Genomic DNA, 15,514 nt, shown 5'->3' with positions numbered 1-15,514 from the left:
TTTGTGAAAAATAATTAAGTTTAACCAAATTAATAAACATTTTATTATGAACAAATCAGAATTAATCGATGCAATGGCAGCTTCTGCTGGAATTACAAAAGCAGCTGCTAAATTGGCTTTAGAGTCATTTTTAAGCAACGTTGAAGGCACCTTAAATAAAGGAGGGAGAGTTTCATTAGTAGGTTTTGGTTCTTGGTCTGTATCTAAAAGAGAGGCTAGAGACGGAAGAAACCCACAAACTGGTGCTACTATTAAAATTGCTGCTAAAAATGTGGTAAAATTCAAAGCTGGTGCAGAGTTAGAGGCGGCAGTAAATAAATAATATATTTTTTACATAATAAAAAATCCCGCTTTAAGCGGGATTTTTTTATTGAAATTTGATTTTATAAAGTTTTTTTGATAATTTTAAGATAAATTAATTTGCTTATGATATCAGTTTTACCCAAAAAAGGACATTTGCTGATAGCAGAACCTTCTACAGTTGGCGACAATTCTTTCAATCGTTCTGTTGTTCTGCTAGCAGAACACAATGAAGACGGTTCGGTAGGTTTTATACTAAATAAACCTTTAAACTATTCCATTTGCGATTTAGTTCCAGAAATAAATGCCGAATTCAAAGTATATAATGGTGGTCCTGTCGAACAAGACAACCTTTACTTCATCCATAACGTACCAGATATAATCCCTAACAGCATAGAAATTGCCAATGGCATCTATTGGGGAGGCGATTTTGAAACCACAAAAAACCTCATAAACAATGGCAAAATATCTAAAAATAATATTAGATTTTTCCTTGGTTATAGCGGCTGGGAAACAGCACAGCTTGACAGCGAATTAAAAGAAAACTCATGGATTGTTGCCGAAAATAAATTAAAAAATAAAATACTCTCAAAATCATCTCAGCATTTTTGGAAAGAACAAATAATTGAACAAGGAGGAGAGTATGTTCTTTTTTCAAACTCTCCATCGGATCCAATGCTTAATTAAGTCGCACTTGAGCGTTTAGTCGCAACAACAACTCATTAGCTATCTCTATAACAAATTCCTTTTTCCTATATTTAGTTATAGGCTGAATTCCTTTTATTACATTTGTAATAAAAAGTTCATCTGCTTTTTGCAAATCAAAAGGAGAAATAGATTTTTCAATCACTTCTAACCCTTCTATTTTTTTTGCAATCAACAGAATCTGCTTACGCATAATACCATTCAAACAACCGTCACTAATTGGAGGCGTGATTAATGTATTGCCCATTCTCATAAATAAATTACCCTGCAAAGCTTCAATCACATTTTTTTCATCATTTAAAAGTAAGCAATTGTCATATCCATTCTCAGAAGCAAAAATACTACCTGTAATTTGCACCATCTTATTATTCGATTTTAAAGAAGAAAATAATTGTTTGGTAACGTAGGCATCTTTAAAAAGCTCCACTTCATAACTTACATCAGCATCTATTTGGTATAAATCGTTTTCTAATGCAAGAAAAGAAACCACAAAATCAACATCATTTGTTTTTGGCAAATAAAAACCACCTTCTTTTCTATATACAGAAAAACGAATTCTATAAGCATTTGATTTATTATTGTCAGACTGAACTAATAACAAAATTTGTGCTTCAAAATATTCCATTGTAAAATTCATAGGTATTTCCATTCTAAAAATACGCATGGAAGCCATAAACCTGAAATAATGATCTTCAAGAAACAAAACTTTATTATTTAACACTCTTAAAGTTTCAAAAACAGCATCTCCATATAAGAAACCTCTATTATTTTCAATAGTTACTGTACTATTTTCTTGTATATTTCCATTAAAATTTATCATAGCAAAAAAAATCCCGATTAAAAATCGGGACAAATATACTCTTTATAATTAATTCTAGACAGAGCCTAAGACATGTTTTAAATCTGAAATTTGATTTTCCCACAATAATCTAGCTTCATCAACTTCATCTTCTTCTGCAAAATCAACAACAACAACAGACACATCTTTTGTTATATCGTCTTCCATAATTTTAATCTCAAAAAAATAATCTGTATCATTACCGTCTTCATCTAACCAACGAAATTTAACTCTCTCCCCAGTTCTTTTTGCTATTAACTTAGCCTTTTCTTCAGAATCATCCCATATAAATGTAAAAATTTCTCCTCTAGAATTTACATTATCCGCAAACCACTCAGACAAGCCAGAAGGAGTAGAAATATATTGATACAATAGTGATGGCGAGGCATGAAAAGGGAATTCTAATTCGTATTTTACTTTTATTTCCATTTTAAAAAATTTATTTTGGAAATATATAGAGAATAATTTTAATATCCAAAAAGAAAAAAAATCATTTTTTTTAAAGAAATTATTTGCAAGTATCAATTTTAGTATTATCTTTGCACCCGCATTGAGAGAGATACTTGATGAAATAATGGCGAGGTAGCTCAGTCGGTTAGAGCGCAGGATTCATAACCCTGAGGTCACGGGTTCAACTCCCGTCTTCGCTACAAGACTTAAAAGTCAACATTTACAAGGCATTAAGCGGTTTTAGAGCAATTTAAAACCGCTTTTTTTATGTCCAGTTTAAAGGAAATCTTAACAAACGCATACGCAAACACATACGATTTATTACTTTTGAAATTATTTTCGACACCAAAAATACACACTGCAAACAACGATCATTCTAAAAGATGGTATGAGATCTAGTCCAAAACCTGTGGATTTGATAAATTACACCTATAAATTTGTAAGCCTAAAAGAAAGAATTTTATACTTCTTAATTTCTCCACATTTTTTTTAGCTTGAGCCGAAAAACCAACAATTGTATCAACCATTACCCCAAAACAAAAAAAATCTCCTTGTTTCCAAGAAGATTTTTGTCGGGGTGGCAGGATTCGAACCTGCGACCTCCTGCTCCCAAAGCAGGCGCGATAACCGGGCTACGCTACACCCCGTAAATGAGGTTGCAAATATAATACTAAAATTGATACCTGCAAATAAAAAAACAAAAAAATAGCATTAAAATTAAAAACCCAAAATTAAAATCAAATACTTAAATTTGCCAAATAAAATTAGATTAAAATGTTAGTTATTGGAATTGCTGGAGGAACTGGAAGTGGCAAAACAACCGTAGTACACCAAATCATGAATGAATTACCTGCTACAGAGGTTGGAATAATATCGCAAGACTCCTATTATAAGGAAACGCATCATCTTAGCTATGAAGAGCGCACAAAAATAAATTTCGATCATCCAAGAGCTATCGATTTTGACCTTTTAGTTACACATTTAAAAGATTTAAAAGAAGGAAAAACAATAGAACAACCAGTATATTCTTTTGTAACACACGACAGAACAGACGACACTATTGTAACACACCCAAGAAAAGTAATGATTGTTGAAGGAATTTTAATCCTCACTAATCCAGAACTCCGAGAAATGTTCGACATTAAAGTATTCGTTCACGCCGATTCTGATGAAAGACTAATCAGACGATTAAAAAGAGACATTGCAGAACGTGGTCGCGATATGGAAGAAGTATTGCACAGGTACCAAAACACCCTAAAACCAATGCACCAACAATTCATTGAACCTACAAAAACCTATGCCGACATCATTATTCCAAACGACCGTTACAACACTGTAGCCATAGATGTAGTGAGAGCGGTAATTAAACAACGTATTCGATAGTTTGAAAAAAATAAAAGCCATAATATCCCGTTTCAAGTTCCTAAAAACCATAGGAAACAAATACCTATTAGTGCTTATTTTCTTCATCATCTGGATGCTATTCCTAGATAATTATTCTTATCTTGAACAACGTGTTTTAAACCATCAAATAAAAGAACTAGAAAACAATAGAGATTACTATAAAAGAGAAAAAAGAAACGACAGCATCAAGATTAAAAAACTCAAAAACAGTAATCAAATAGAAAAGTATGCTCGGGAAAAATACTATATGAAAAGAGAAAATGAAGACGTTTACATTATAGAATTTGAAAAAGAGGCAAACGAACAAAAAGAAGAGCAAACCGATTTCTAAAAATCAATAAGAAGCCAATCGTTTGGCAGTTTTTTTAAACCATTTTCCTGCTGTTCGCGCTACAAGGTAGCTAGCTTCCATCAGGGCTAAAAAACAAACAATTAGGAACTTTTTAAACCATTAATAAAAACCGATAATGGCAAATACAAACTTATTTCAAGAATTCGAAAACGTTTCCTCAAAAGAATGGAAACAAAAAATACAAGTAGAACTTAAAGGTGCAGACTATAACGACACTTTAATTTGGGAAAGCCTTGAAGGAATAAAAGTAAAACCATTTTATCACAAAGATGAGTTTAAAAAAAACACAACCGTAAAAACAGCAGTAAGTCAATTTAAAATTGCACAAAATATATTCACACACGATATTGCTAAATCAAACACAAAAGCATTAGACTCTATCAACAGAGGAGCAGAATGCATCCGATTTACTATTCAATCAGAAGAAACCAGTATCGAGGAGCTAATGAGAAATTTACCCCTTGAAAAAATAACCTACTATTTTAACATCGATTTCCTATCACTCGATTTTTTCAAAAAAGTAAATCAATTTGCTACTTCCAAAAGCGCTAAAATCATTCTTTTACTGGACCCTATAGGGCAATTAGCAAAAGACGGTAATTGGTTCGAAAACCAAGAAAAAGACTTTCAGAAACTAGACCAACTAATTTCAGAAAGTAAAATTCCTTTTTTAAACATAAAAACCAATACCTATCAAAATGCTGGAGCCAATTGCATACAACAATTAGCCTACACACTTGCACATGTTAATGAATACTTCAATAGGTTTGAATCAATAAACCACCCAATAACAATAGAAGTAGCTGTTGGAACCAACTATTTCTTTGAAATTGCAAAATTGAGAGCATTACGATTACTTTTCAACACGTTAGCCAAAGAATACAATCACACATTCGATTGCCATATTATAGCGACACCCACAAAACGCAACAAAACATTGTATGACTATAACGTGAACATGCTTCGCACCACAACCGAATGCATGAGTGCCATTTTAGGAGGAGCAAACACAATAACCAATTTAGCCTATGATGCACTCTATCATAAAGACAATGAATTTGGAGATCGAATCTCAAGAAACCAACTATTAGTTCTAAAAAATGAAAGCTATTTTGACAAAGTAAATAACCCAGCAGATGGAGCCTACTATATAGAATCATTAACAGAACAATTAGCCGAAAAAGCATTAGCTCTTTTCAAAGACATTGAGGTTAATGGAGGGTTTATCACACAATTAATTGAAGGCACCATTCAACGAAAAATTAAAGAGAGTGCCGAAAAAGAACAAGAACTATTCGATTCTGGAAAAGAAATTTTATTAGGCACAAACAAATATCCTAATAAAAATGACAAAATGAAGAACGAATTAGAATTGTATCCCTTTGTGAAAACAAACCCAAGAAAAACGTTAATCACACCTATTATAGAAAGACGTTTAGCCGAAAAAATAGAACAAGAACGATTAGCACAAGAATAAATGATAAAAAAATACTTTTCGCTTCTACTAATCCTGTTTCTTTTTTCTGCTTGCCAGCAAGTCATTGAAAAAACAGCAGAAAATTTAGTAACAGAAAAAAAAGAACTCATTGGTAAATACCATACCTTAAAGTCGGAAAAAATTAAAGTTTTTCTACCCAAAGAATTCAACTATCTTTCAACGAAAAACTACCTAGAATACATTGAAAAATCAAAAGACACCTTTCTATTAAACACAGAAAAACAAAGAATCGATTTTGTTAAAAATACAGGAAGAAAAATATACTTTTTCGAACATTTTGAATCAGCTAGTATCGCAACCATAATGCCCGAAAAATATATCGAATTCAGCAGTAGAGATGCTAAGTACCTATTAGCTGTTATAGACAAGACCATCAAAAGTAATAGTCAACCCTATACACAATATGAATTATTAGAATCTCAATTTAAAGGAAACAAAAATCTAAAAATTTTCAAAGCTATTTATGAAGCGAAATCTCCAAAAATAGAGATGAAAATTTATAAACACGTCTATTTTATCAGTTACAATAAGAAAAGCGTTTTATTCAATTTAGAAACACCAGTTCAAATAGATTGTGATCCCTATATAGAAAAAATAAGGATTTAAATTATAGTATAAATTTTGTAACTTTCGCAAAAAGAAAAACATGGAAGCAATAAGACAATTTGTTAAGGTAAAAAACCATCAAGTAAACATTGTTTTGCCAGATGATTTTAATGCTGAAGAAGTAGAAGTAATTATATTAGCCCAAAATAAGGATGAGTTTTTCCTTTCTGATGAACAAAAAAATATTTTAGAAAACAGATTAAACGAACCAGAGTCCGACTATATTTCTTCTAATGAATCTTTAGCAAAAATTAAAAAAAAATATGGCTTTTGATTTAATTGTTTCCAAAAGAGCACAATTTGAAATTGAAAATGCAATAGAATATTATGCAGAAATAAGTATAAATCTTGCTTCAAAATTTTATATCCAATTGGATTTTGCTTATCAAAATATTAGCGCAAACCCTTATTATCAAAAAAGATATAAAAACTTCAGAGCAATTACTATTACTAGTTTTCCTTTTATTTTATTTTTCATAATTGAGGAAGAAAAACAACAAATAAAAATCCTTTCTTGTTTTCACACATCAAGAAATCCCAAAAAATATCCGAAATAACATATTGTTATGAGAAAAAATATACAACACATACAATTAAATAACTCAACGTTAGCAGTTTCTGAAACAGAAACTTTCCTAACTGCAGAAAACATTGCTGTAAAAAAAACATATACTGAAGAAGATCTTGAAAATATCGAACATTTAAATTTCGCAGCTGGTTTTGCACCCAATCTACGTGGCCCCTATGCAACCATGTATGTGCGTCGTCCTTGGACCATTCGCCAATATGCCGGATTTTCAACCGCAGAAGAAAGTAACGCATTCTACAGAAGAAATTTAGCTGCTGGTCAAAAAGGACTATCCGTAGCTTTTGATTTAGCAACCCATAGAGGCTACGATTCCGATCATGATCGCGTAGTAGGTGATGTTGGAAAAGCAGGAGTAGCGATTGATTCGGTGGAAGATATGAAAATATTATTCGACCAAATTCCCTTAGGAGAAATGTCTGTTTCTATGACTATGAATGGTGCTGTATTACCTATTATGGCATTTTATATTGTAGCCGCTGAAGAACAAGGTGTGAGCCCTAGCTTACTTTCAGGAACCATTCAAAATGATATTTTGAAAGAGTTTATGGTAAGAAACACTTATATCTACCCTCCTACTCCTTCCATGAAAATCATTGCTGATATTTTCGAATATACTAGTAAAAACATGCCTAAATTCAATTCTATTTCTATTTCTGGCTACCACATGCAAGAAGCTGGAGCAACAGCAGATATCGAATTAGCCTATACCCTTGCAGACGGATTAGAATACATTCGAACAGGGCTAGCTGCAGGTATGGATATCGATACTTTCGCACCACGTCTTTCGTTTTTCTGGGCGATCGGAATGAACCATTTTATGGAAATTGCGAAAATGCGTGCAGGAAGAATGTTATGGGCAAAACTCCTAAAACAATTCAACCCAAAAGATGATAAATCACTAGCACTACGCACACATTGTCAAACTTCAGGATGGAGTTTAACTGAGCAAGATCCTTTTAACAATGTAGCCAGAACTGCTATTGAAGCAGCAGCAGCAGCTTTTGGAGGCACACAATCATTACATACTAATGCTTTAGATGAAGCCATTGCTCTACCTACTGATTTCTCAGCTCGAATTGCTAGAAACACACAAATTTTTCTGCAAGAAGAAACCAAGATTTGCAAAACGGTAGATCCTTGGGCGGGAAGTTATTATGTAGAAAGCTTAACGGCAGAAATTGCCGAAAAAGCGTGGGCTCTAATTGAAGAAGTAGAAGCTTTAGGAGGAATGACCAAAGCGATTGAAGCTGGCATTCCAAAATTACGTATCGAAGAAGCAGCTGCAAGAAAACAAGCACGTATCGATAGCGGACAAGACATTATTGTAGGAGTCAACAAATACCGCTTAGAAAAAGAAGATCCTCTTCACATTTTAGACGTTGACAATCAAATGGTACGCAAGCAACAATTAGAATTACTTGCAAAAATAAAAGCCGAAAGAAATACAGAAAAAGTGAAAGCTGCTTTAGCTAAATTAACCGAATGTGCTAAAAAAGGAGATGGAAATTTATTATCTTTAGCTGTTGATGCAGCAAGAGAAAGAGCTACTCTTGGTGAAATTAGCGATGCATTAGAAACAGTTTTCGGAAGATATAAAGCACAAATTAGAAGTTTTAGCGGAGTGTATAGTAAAGAAATAAAAAATGACGAGAGTTTTGAAAAAGCAAAACAATTAGCCGATGCTTTCGCCAAGAAAGACGGACGTCGTCCTCGTATTATGATTGCCAAAATGGGACAAGACGGTCATGATCGTGGTGCCAAAGTAGTCGCAACAGGCTATGCAGATGTAGGATTTGATGTGGATATTGGTCCGTTATTTCAAACACCACAAGAAGCGGCCAAACAGGCCGTTGAAAACGACGTTCACATTTTAGGTGTGTCATCATTAGCTGCTGGGCACAAAACCTTAGTACCACAAGTAATTGCCGAGTTAAAAAAATACGGACGTGAAGATATTATGGTTATTGTAGGTGGTGTTATTCCTGCTCAGGATTACCAATTCCTTTTCGATGCTGGTGCGGTTGCTGTTTTTGGTCCTGGAACTAAAATTAGCGATGCAGCGATTACCATTTTAGAGGTGTTGTTGGAGGATTAAAACAATTAAACCTGACAGGTTTTGAAACCTGTCAGGTTTAATATCATTTTTTTCTTATATTTGTTGTTATATATAAGCCAAAATTAAAATGATACAAGCCTTAGAACGTGGTAATTATTACCATATTTACAATCGTGGAATAAACAGTTGTACGCTCTTTAAAGGCAAATTCAGAAGTAACAAGATTTTTTGAAAAATACTTTAAATAAAAACCTCAATTCATATTAATATAATTGAGGTTTTTTATTTTGTAGTAAAAATTATATGTTTTTATGATTTTTAAATTTGATATTTCTCAACAAGACGCACTTTTCCTATAAAGTATTTTTTTGAATACTTTACGCTGCTAGTTGTGTTTGATTTTTGTAAATTCTTCTTCCTATTTCTTTAGCATTAGCTGTATGTATTCCGAAAAAAATCCAAAGCATTTCACTTTTCTTGGTTCTAGCTTTTATCTTTCGTAAATTATAGTGCTCTTTTTCTTTGCCAAAACTACCTTCTAATCGAGTAGCTCTTTCTTTTTTAATTTCTGAGGCTAGCTTCTTTCTATGCTCTTCGTGTTTTCCAGCTTTTCCTTTTCTAACAAAGTCTGTTTGTATGTTATTTGTGGACGAAAAAGTTCTGTTTTTATTTGTGGCATAAATAGCATCAGCTCCAGTAATTCTTACTTTAGTTTTAGTTAGATTTTGTGCGCAAAATATACTGTTTTGAAATCGAGTTCCTTCGTTAAAGGCACGGTATTCTATATGTTCTATAAAATTGATTCCATCAATTTGAATTTTATTTACTTTTGCTCCAAATTCTACTTGTTTTACTTCTTTACCACGCACAATTGGGCGAATATAACTTTTATTTATGCTAACAATTCTATCGGGAACGCTTTTTCCTGTTGCAAAAATTTTTGATTGTTGTTGGTAAATAAGACGGATTATTCTGCGTTGTTTGCTGTATTTTGTGGTTGGCTCAAAGGAATATTGATTTTCAATTTTACTCAATTCTCCATTAAGTTTATATAATAATTTCAGAAGACCACGAGTCATTTTTGTTCGTTGCTTTGCTGTTTTTTTTCTTTTTCTAGAATACTCATTGTAGCGTTTACACCAATCAATATATTTGGTTCTTGGAAGTTTTATTTTTAAAATTCCACATAATGATTTCATTTGATTGTAATTCCACACAATACATTCCCAAAGTAGTTTCTCATTGGTAGGAAAACGCAACTCACTCTCATAACAAGTGGCATCTATCAAGACTTTGTCTAAATCATTCATATAAGGTAGCCAGCTTTTAGCTAATGTTTCTTGAACTTTTCGAACATCTAATTTTTTGGCTAATTCCATTCTTATTTGGCTAACTATTTTAAAATTTGTAAGCGGGGAATCTAGAGGTAATACAATATCACAAAAGTATTGCATGTAAACATTTCCGTTTAACAACTCGATTAGTTTAGCATCAGAACAACCATAATAGTTTTTTAGCATCATCAAGGCAATCTTACCTTTAGTACTAAAAATGCAATCTGGACCTTTTTTGCACGCTTTCAATTTAAAACTTTGAGAAAGTTCTGAAAAAGGTGTAGCTAGATGAATTTTACCTAAATCAGACTTTAGAAATTGCTCATAAAAAACATTAAAATCTTCATTGATAATATTTAAAGGCAATTTGTGCTGAAATTCACTTATTCGTATTATTTTTGACATACATATTTAAAAGAAAACCCCGTTTTTGACTCTTTTTGAGCATTCTCGGGGTTTATTTCTTCTAAAATACAAATTAAATAACTGATAAGCAAGTATTTATTTAATTGTGAATGTGCCTTTAAAGAAAAAGACAACTACGAACATTTTCTTAAACTTTTTGAAACTCATATAGAACCAATTGCAGAAACTTTTGCTTGGTGTTTAATGAAAAATCACTTCCATTTCTTAGTACGAATTAAAGAAATCGCTGAAATCAATTCAGAGAAAATTATTTTGCCTTCACAATCTTTCTCTAATTTATTCAATGCCTATACTAAAGCATTTAACAAAAGATACAATCGACATGGTGCTTTGTTTGAAAGACCATTTCAAAGAAAACAGATAGGCTTTGATACTTATTTTCAAAATGTAATTGTATACATACACAATAACCCTGTTCATCATTCTGTCTGCAATGATCCAATAGAATATCCTTGGAGTTCATATACCTCTTGCTTATCTGAAAAACCTACAAAATTAAAACGTAATGAAGTTATTTCTATTTTCAATGATGTAACTAATTTTAAATTTATACATCAAAGAAATACATCCGAATCTCATGCCTTTGAAAATGAAACTTTTTTATAACATACCTGACAGGTTTCGGAACCTGTCAGGTATATTATTATCTCTTCAACTTATTCTCTTTAATATAAACCTCCATTTGTTTCGCTACTTCAACAGGTCTATCCGTTGAAATAATCATAACCCCTGCTTTTACAAGGTCTAGATATACTTTATCTCCATTGGTAATAGCACTTTTATCTAAGTTACCCATTGTTCCCGAAATACAAGTAATTCCTTTCGATTTCATGTAGTCCATGACTTCTGGTTTTGGAAAAGAAGTTCCAACAAAAGCAACCATATTTTCAACTTTTACTCCTAAATTTTCCATACGTTCCACATCTTCTTTTCCTCTTGCTGAAACTGAAAGTAGCATATCGGGTGCTAAAGTAGCTACCTCAGCTGCTTGGTTTGCATTATAGGTAATAATAATGGAATAGTTTTCTGCTTTATTACGTCTTACGGCATCTACAATCATTTTGAAAGGCACACCGCGTTTCACATCTAAAGTAAACACTACTTTTCCTTTCCCCCATTGCAATACCTCATCTAGGGTTTCTATTTTATATGGTGTTACATTTCCCTCATCATCTTTTAAGTAAAATTGTTGCAACTCATTATAGGTATATTCATTAATATTTCCTGTACCTGTAGTAGTTCTGTCCAAAGTATTATCATGCATCATTACTAAAACCGAATCTTTGGTCAAAGCAATATCAGTTTCAATCACTGCTGGATTGTATTTGATGGTATTCTCAAAAGTAGCCGTACAGTTCTCAGGAAAACCGACTGTTGGTCCTCCTCTATGCGCACTTACCACTGGATAAAAATTAGTTGATGCTCTAAAAAAGGATTTAAAATCGGCATTTTTTTCAAAATGCAATGTATGTAACTTTTCTTGTGCCGTTACAGAAAACACAAGAGAAAGTGTTACCCAAAAACCGAATATTTTTTTCAAAATAGTATTTTTAAAATTTGAAGCACAAAAGTAATTATTCTAAGGATTCTCGCAATTGAGCAAGTGTTAATTAATAGATAAATATCTTTTCAACTTCTCTCCATTAAAAAACCCGAACAGACGTCCTAAAAAAATATTACTCTATTTCAATTTCTGTTAAATTCTGATTTTCTTTTACTTTTCCTAATTGAATCGTTTGCAAGGTACGTTCTGTTTTTCCGTTTTTTCTTTTAATATAAATCTCCACCATAACGGTTGCAGGTCCGCTTTCGGTTAGTTTTGTTTCTCCATAGAAATCGGTTTTTATGATATATTTCCCTTTTATTGCATTACGTAATAAATATTGTTCTGGTCCATAACCATTGGTAAAATCCTTAGAAAAACGTCCTCCCATAGCCGTATTTTTATGTGAATAATAACATTCTTCTCCTGTGGGCTCAATAACATGTAAATCAATATCTGTATCCATCTGATTCCAATTCAAAATGATGCGCACATCGACTGGAATGTGGTCTGTGTATTTTTTTTCTAACTTTCCTGTATTTATTTTTTTATGCGTAGCAATCAGTCGGTTAATGTCCATTAGGATAATATCTTCAATCCCTTCATACACACCTCTCATTTCATCATAATAATTCATTTCTAAAGCGGTTACTAAAGCATCAAAAGCGTCTTGATACAGTTTGTTGTCTTCTAAAGTCAGAGCTAAATCTCTATGCGATTGGGGTTCGTGAACTCTCCACATCACAATTTTTTTCGCAACATGTAATGCCATTTCGTTCGCTTCCCACTGACGCAATAAATACAATAAGGATTTGTATAATTGATGATTTTCTAAATCCAATTCGGCAATAGTACTCAGTACTAGCAATGCATTGGCTCTGTCTCCTGCTTCGTAGAAATGATTGGCTACATCAAAATAAAAACTTGGATTGTTTTTATTGACTTCTCGCAATTGCAAATACAATGAATACTTTTCTTCTTTAGCGACTTTATCTAAGGCTTTTAAATACATTCGATCGGGATTCCAACTGCTTGTTTTTACTGTTCGTTGGCTTGGTGAATTGCTAAAAACCCCATCAACGACCTGAATTTCAACATTCTCTAACTCTGCTACTTCACCAGATAAAACTTCTGTCCTATTTTCATTCACACTTAATTTAGCTTTATTTTCTTCTCCATTATAATATTCATACGCTATATCTACATTTTCATCATTCTCGTTTACTTCCATCACATCTTCAACTACAATTGGACTTGAACTAGCTCTTATTTCATCTCTTCTTCTTTGTCTTCTGTCGCTTCTATCTTCAACTGCATACCCAGCAATAACAACTTCTTGAATTTCTGAACCATCCTCTTCAAGAGTAATACTATAATTAGATTGAGAGCCAATTCTGAATTCTTCGGAATAATAACCTAAATAACTAATAACCAAAACATCTCCTGTTCTAGCATTAATAATAAAACCACCATCAAAATTTGTTATTTGACCACTCCCCATTACTCCTTTCACTACAACGGATGCGCTTGGTAAAGGTCCTGAAGCATCGTTAACGACTCCAAAAATACTTCTCGCTTCTCCAATAGGATTGGGTTCCAAATTGGTTCTTACTGTAGTATTATTTCGTGAAGGTTTTCTTGACTTTACATATTTTGACTTCACATACTTAATGTCTTTTTTCCACCATGAAGACAAGTCATTAAAATAACTGTTAATGTTGTTCCAATTGCTCTTTTGTATGGCTTCTCTTTCAGCTAATTGGTTCTTTTTTATTTTTTCGAACTCTTCTCTTAATTCTGCCGGAGGCATAATATCATATAAGATATAATCGTTAATATCTTCCAATACAATTAAAGACGTATTGGGAGTAATGATGCCATATTTCTTACCCATGGTTTCAATTGCTTCTGCATTTTTTTCATATTGAATCTCCAAATTGGCTATCTTTTTCTGTGCCCAAAGTTTCTCCACACTAATTTCTGCAATCGCTTGGTTCTTTACGTCTAACTGGATTTTCTTTTCGGTGAGGTTGTTGGCATCATAACCAAATAAAAATGTAATTTCATTAGAAGGCAATAACGAAATACCCGAAACACTGAAATTATCGGTTACAAATGTACCCTTCATTGGATAGGTTTCCACTAATGTAGGATTGTTTTTCACACCAAAAAACAACAAATTCTTATATAACAATCGGTCTAAAGCCTCTTCTTTTTTTATTTGATTCAAGTTTATAAATGCTCCACCCGTTTTCATCGCATTGTAATTCAGAAAAGCATAATCAGCTGTAACGGAAGAAGTAATCGTGTACACTTCCTGTTTGGTTTCAGGTAAAGTAGCGTCACTCAAGGTGGACAAACCATCGGTAAAAAACAATATTTCATCATTTTTAGGTAAACTAATTTCCGAAAAACGAGTCCCACCATCATACACCACTTTTTCTAAAACACTTCGTAATGCCGACCAGTCTCCATTGGTAATCATAAAATCGGCTTTTTTATCGAAAGTAAAACCCACGAAATACAAACTCACGGCAACGTTGCCTAATTTTTTAAAATAGACATCCAATAATTCCAATTCCTTTTTTATATCGCGCTTAGTACTACTCAACGACACATCCCAAAGCAAACCGATTGATTTTGGTAGCGCTTTGGCTTTCTTTTCGGTGTCCAAATGCATATTAGCATAGAAATAATACTGATTGTCATTGGCTTCTGCAATTACTGTTGGAATAGCCGAACTAATGGGAATTTTCACCAACAATTTATCATTGGGTAAATAATTCTTTTGTTGAATTTTTGCTTGATAAATGGTATTGAATTTCTCAATTGTAATTTCTTTACCATCATGGGTAATAATTGGTTTTTCATTTGACCCAACGACAGCAACTTCCAATTCGAAATGGTCTATTTTCTTCGTGTAAGCACTCACCATTTGATAGCCTAAAAACGAAGTATCATAACTAGTCAATTCTTGTTCGTATCCAATAATTACAATACGTTCTTTATTGGGTAAAATAGGATAAATACGCGTTTTAAAATTATTCCCTGCTACTTTTTCTAAAAGCCCTGGATCTACTCTTCTATGTTCAATGGCTTCAAAAACTTGTTTCCCTTTGTTTTTATTCACTGGAACGGCTTCTCTCATTTTTCCGTTAATATCAATTGCATAACGAGATACCGAAACACCTTCTGGCAACGGAAACAGCAATTCGGCTTCCATATCGCGAGTCGCTGCATTAAAGAAATGCATCTCGGTTGTGGTATAAGCAATATTACCCACTACTTTCACACTTACTTTTAATTTATTCAATCTCACCAAGGAAGAATCTTTGTCTTTCACAGTAAGTTGCGGATTTTGCCCCACAACAAATTGGCTTAGAAACAGGAGAAACAGGATCACTTTTTTCATT

15 protein-coding genes and 2 tRNA genes are annotated in these 15,514 nt (G+C 32.8%); 11 read left to right on the top strand and 6 right to left on the bottom strand.

Annotated elements, in window-relative coordinates; genetic code table 11:
- The first annotated feature begins 46 nt into the window (after nt 1-46).
- Complete coding sequence (locus tag ACZ49Z_RS11850) at nt 47-322, top strand: HU family DNA-binding protein (protein WP_464304526.1); 276 nt, start codon at nt 47-49, stop codon at nt 320-322.
- A 104-nt stretch (nt 323-426) separates the two neighbouring features.
- Complete coding sequence (locus ACZ49Z_RS11845; protein ID WP_464304525.1) at nt 427-987, top strand: YqgE/AlgH family protein; 561 nt, start codon at nt 427-429, stop codon at nt 985-987.
- On the opposite strand, the gene ACZ49Z_RS11840 is transcribed toward ACZ49Z_RS11845, so the two are convergent.
- Together ACZ49Z_RS11840 and ACZ49Z_RS11835 are read right to left on the bottom strand one after the other, a co-directional pair.
- The gene (locus ACZ49Z_RS11840; protein WP_464304524.1) at nt 980-1,825 is read right to left on the bottom strand and encodes an aminotransferase class IV; all 846 of its coding nucleotides are present in this window, start codon (nt 1,823-1,825) and stop codon (nt 980-982) included. The genes ACZ49Z_RS11845 and ACZ49Z_RS11840 overlap by 8 nt on opposite strands.
- 54 nt (nt 1,826-1,879) lie before the next feature.
- Nucleotides 1,880-2,272 (bottom strand): START-like domain-containing protein, encoded by a 393-nt coding sequence (locus ACZ49Z_RS11835; protein WP_464304523.1) that lies wholly within the window; start codon nt 2,270-2,272, stop codon nt 1,880-1,882.
- A gap of 147 nt (nt 2,273-2,419) precedes the next feature.
- Between ACZ49Z_RS11835 and ACZ49Z_RS11830 the strand changes: the two genes are divergently transcribed.
- Nucleotides 2,420-2,493 (top strand) — tRNA-Met (locus ACZ49Z_RS11830).
- 372 nt (nt 2,494-2,865) lie between these two features.
- Here ACZ49Z_RS11830 and ACZ49Z_RS11825 read toward each other — a convergent pair.
- A tRNA-Pro gene (locus tag ACZ49Z_RS11825) sits at nt 2,866-2,940 on the bottom strand.
- A gap of 127 nt (nt 2,941-3,067) precedes the next feature.
- Between ACZ49Z_RS11825 and udk the strand changes: the two genes are divergently transcribed.
- The 7 genes from udk to scpA all read left to right on the top strand — a co-directional run bounded on the left by udk (nt 3,068) and on the right by scpA (nt 8,837).
- The gene (gene udk / locus ACZ49Z_RS11820) at nt 3,068-3,676 is read left to right on the top strand and encodes a uridine kinase (RefSeq protein WP_464304522.1); all 609 of its coding nucleotides are present in this window, start codon (nt 3,068-3,070) and stop codon (nt 3,674-3,676) included.
- A gap of 1 nt (nt 3,677) precedes the next feature.
- Complete coding sequence (locus ACZ49Z_RS11815) at nt 3,678-4,028, top strand: FtsB family cell division protein (RefSeq protein ID WP_464304521.1); 351 nt, start codon at nt 3,678-3,680, stop codon at nt 4,026-4,028.
- A gap of 136 nt (nt 4,029-4,164) precedes the next feature.
- The gene (locus ACZ49Z_RS11810) at nt 4,165-5,526 is read left to right on the top strand and encodes a methylmalonyl-CoA mutase subunit beta (protein WP_464304520.1); all 1,362 of its coding nucleotides are present in this window, start codon (nt 4,165-4,167) and stop codon (nt 5,524-5,526) included.
- A complete protein-coding gene (locus ACZ49Z_RS11805) occupies nt 5,527-6,153 on the top strand; it encodes a hypothetical protein (protein WP_464304519.1) in 627 nt (208 codons plus the stop codon).
- Between the two features lie 40 nt (nt 6,154-6,193).
- Complete coding sequence (locus ACZ49Z_RS11800) at nt 6,194-6,427, top strand: hypothetical protein (protein ID WP_464304518.1); 234 nt, start codon at nt 6,194-6,196, stop codon at nt 6,425-6,427.
- Nucleotides 6,417-6,710 (top strand): type II toxin-antitoxin system RelE/ParE family toxin, encoded by a 294-nt coding sequence (locus tag ACZ49Z_RS11795; RefSeq protein WP_464304517.1) that lies wholly within the window; start codon nt 6,417-6,419, stop codon nt 6,708-6,710. Before ACZ49Z_RS11800 ends, ACZ49Z_RS11795 begins: the two co-directional genes overlap by 11 nt.
- A 9-nt stretch (nt 6,711-6,719) precedes the next feature.
- Complete coding sequence (scpA, locus tag ACZ49Z_RS11790; protein ID WP_464304516.1) at nt 6,720-8,837, top strand: methylmalonyl-CoA mutase; 2,118 nt, start codon at nt 6,720-6,722, stop codon at nt 8,835-8,837.
- Between the two features lie 338 nt (nt 8,838-9,175).
- On the opposite strand, the gene ACZ49Z_RS11785 is transcribed toward scpA, so the two are convergent.
- Entirely contained in the window at nt 9,176-10,537 is a 1,362-nt protein-coding gene (locus ACZ49Z_RS11785; protein ID WP_464304430.1) for a transposase family protein, read from the bottom strand.
- Between the two features lie 204 nt (nt 10,538-10,741).
- Here ACZ49Z_RS11785 and ACZ49Z_RS11780 point away from each other — a divergent pair, with 204 nt between their 5' ends.
- Nucleotides 10,742-11,164 carry a transposase gene (locus ACZ49Z_RS11780; protein WP_464304515.1) on the top strand — a complete coding sequence of 141 codons (423 nt, stop codon included), beginning with the start codon at nt 10,742-10,744 and terminating at the stop codon, nt 11,162-11,164.
- Between the two features lie 37 nt (nt 11,165-11,201).
- Here ACZ49Z_RS11780 and ACZ49Z_RS11775 read toward each other — a convergent pair whose 3' ends face one another.
- Both ACZ49Z_RS11775 and ACZ49Z_RS11770 read right to left on the bottom strand, forming a co-directional pair.
- Complete coding sequence (locus ACZ49Z_RS11775) at nt 11,202-12,098, bottom strand: glycerophosphodiester phosphodiesterase family protein (RefSeq protein ID WP_464304514.1); 897 nt, start codon at nt 12,096-12,098, stop codon at nt 11,202-11,204.
- A 136-nt stretch (nt 12,099-12,234) separates the two neighbouring features.
- Complete coding sequence (locus ACZ49Z_RS11770) at nt 12,235-15,513, bottom strand: VIT domain-containing protein (RefSeq protein ID WP_464304513.1); 3,279 nt, start codon at nt 15,511-15,513, stop codon at nt 12,235-12,237.
- Nucleotide 15,514: the final 1 nt, after the last annotated feature.

The organism is Flavobacterium sp. KY-23415 (assembly GCF_055384985.1).
The sequence above is the reverse complement of the archived record's forward strand: the minus strand, read 5'-3'. Positions and strand labels throughout refer to the sequence as shown.

Coding starts and splice junctions, on each gene's coding strand:
- ACZ49Z_RS11850 (WP_464304526.1), top strand. CDS start 47: ATGAACAAATCAGAATTAATCGATGCAATGGCAGCTTCTGCTGGAATT.
- ACZ49Z_RS11845 (WP_464304525.1), top strand. CDS start 427: ATGATATCAGTTTTACCCAAAAAAGGACATTTGCTGATAGCAGAACCT.
- ACZ49Z_RS11840 (WP_464304524.1), bottom strand. CDS start 1,825: ATGATAAATTTTAATGGAAATATACAAGAAAATAGTACAGTAACTATT.
- ACZ49Z_RS11835 (WP_464304523.1), bottom strand. CDS start 2,272: ATGGAAATAAAAGTAAAATACGAATTAGAATTCCCTTTTCATGCCTCG.
- udk (WP_464304522.1), top strand. CDS start 3,068: ATGTTAGTTATTGGAATTGCTGGAGGAACTGGAAGTGGCAAAACAACC.
- ACZ49Z_RS11810 (WP_464304520.1), top strand. CDS start 4,165: ATGGCAAATACAAACTTATTTCAAGAATTCGAAAACGTTTCCTCAAAA.
- ACZ49Z_RS11805 (WP_464304519.1), top strand. CDS start 5,527: ATGATAAAAAAATACTTTTCGCTTCTACTAATCCTGTTTCTTTTTTCT.
- ACZ49Z_RS11800 (WP_464304518.1), top strand. CDS start 6,194: ATGGAAGCAATAAGACAATTTGTTAAGGTAAAAAACCATCAAGTAAAC.
- ACZ49Z_RS11795 (WP_464304517.1), top strand. CDS start 6,417: ATGGCTTTTGATTTAATTGTTTCCAAAAGAGCACAATTTGAAATTGAA.
- scpA (WP_464304516.1), top strand. CDS start 6,720: ATGAGAAAAAATATACAACACATACAATTAAATAACTCAACGTTAGCA.
- ACZ49Z_RS11785 (WP_464304430.1), bottom strand. CDS start 10,537: ATGTCAAAAATAATACGAATAAGTGAATTTCAGCACAAATTGCCTTTA.
- ACZ49Z_RS11780 (WP_464304515.1), top strand. CDS start 10,742: ATGAAAAATCACTTCCATTTCTTAGTACGAATTAAAGAAATCGCTGAA.
- ACZ49Z_RS11770 (WP_464304513.1), bottom strand. CDS start 15,513: ATGAAAAAAGTGATCCTGTTTCTCCTGTTTCTAAGCCAATTTGTTGTG.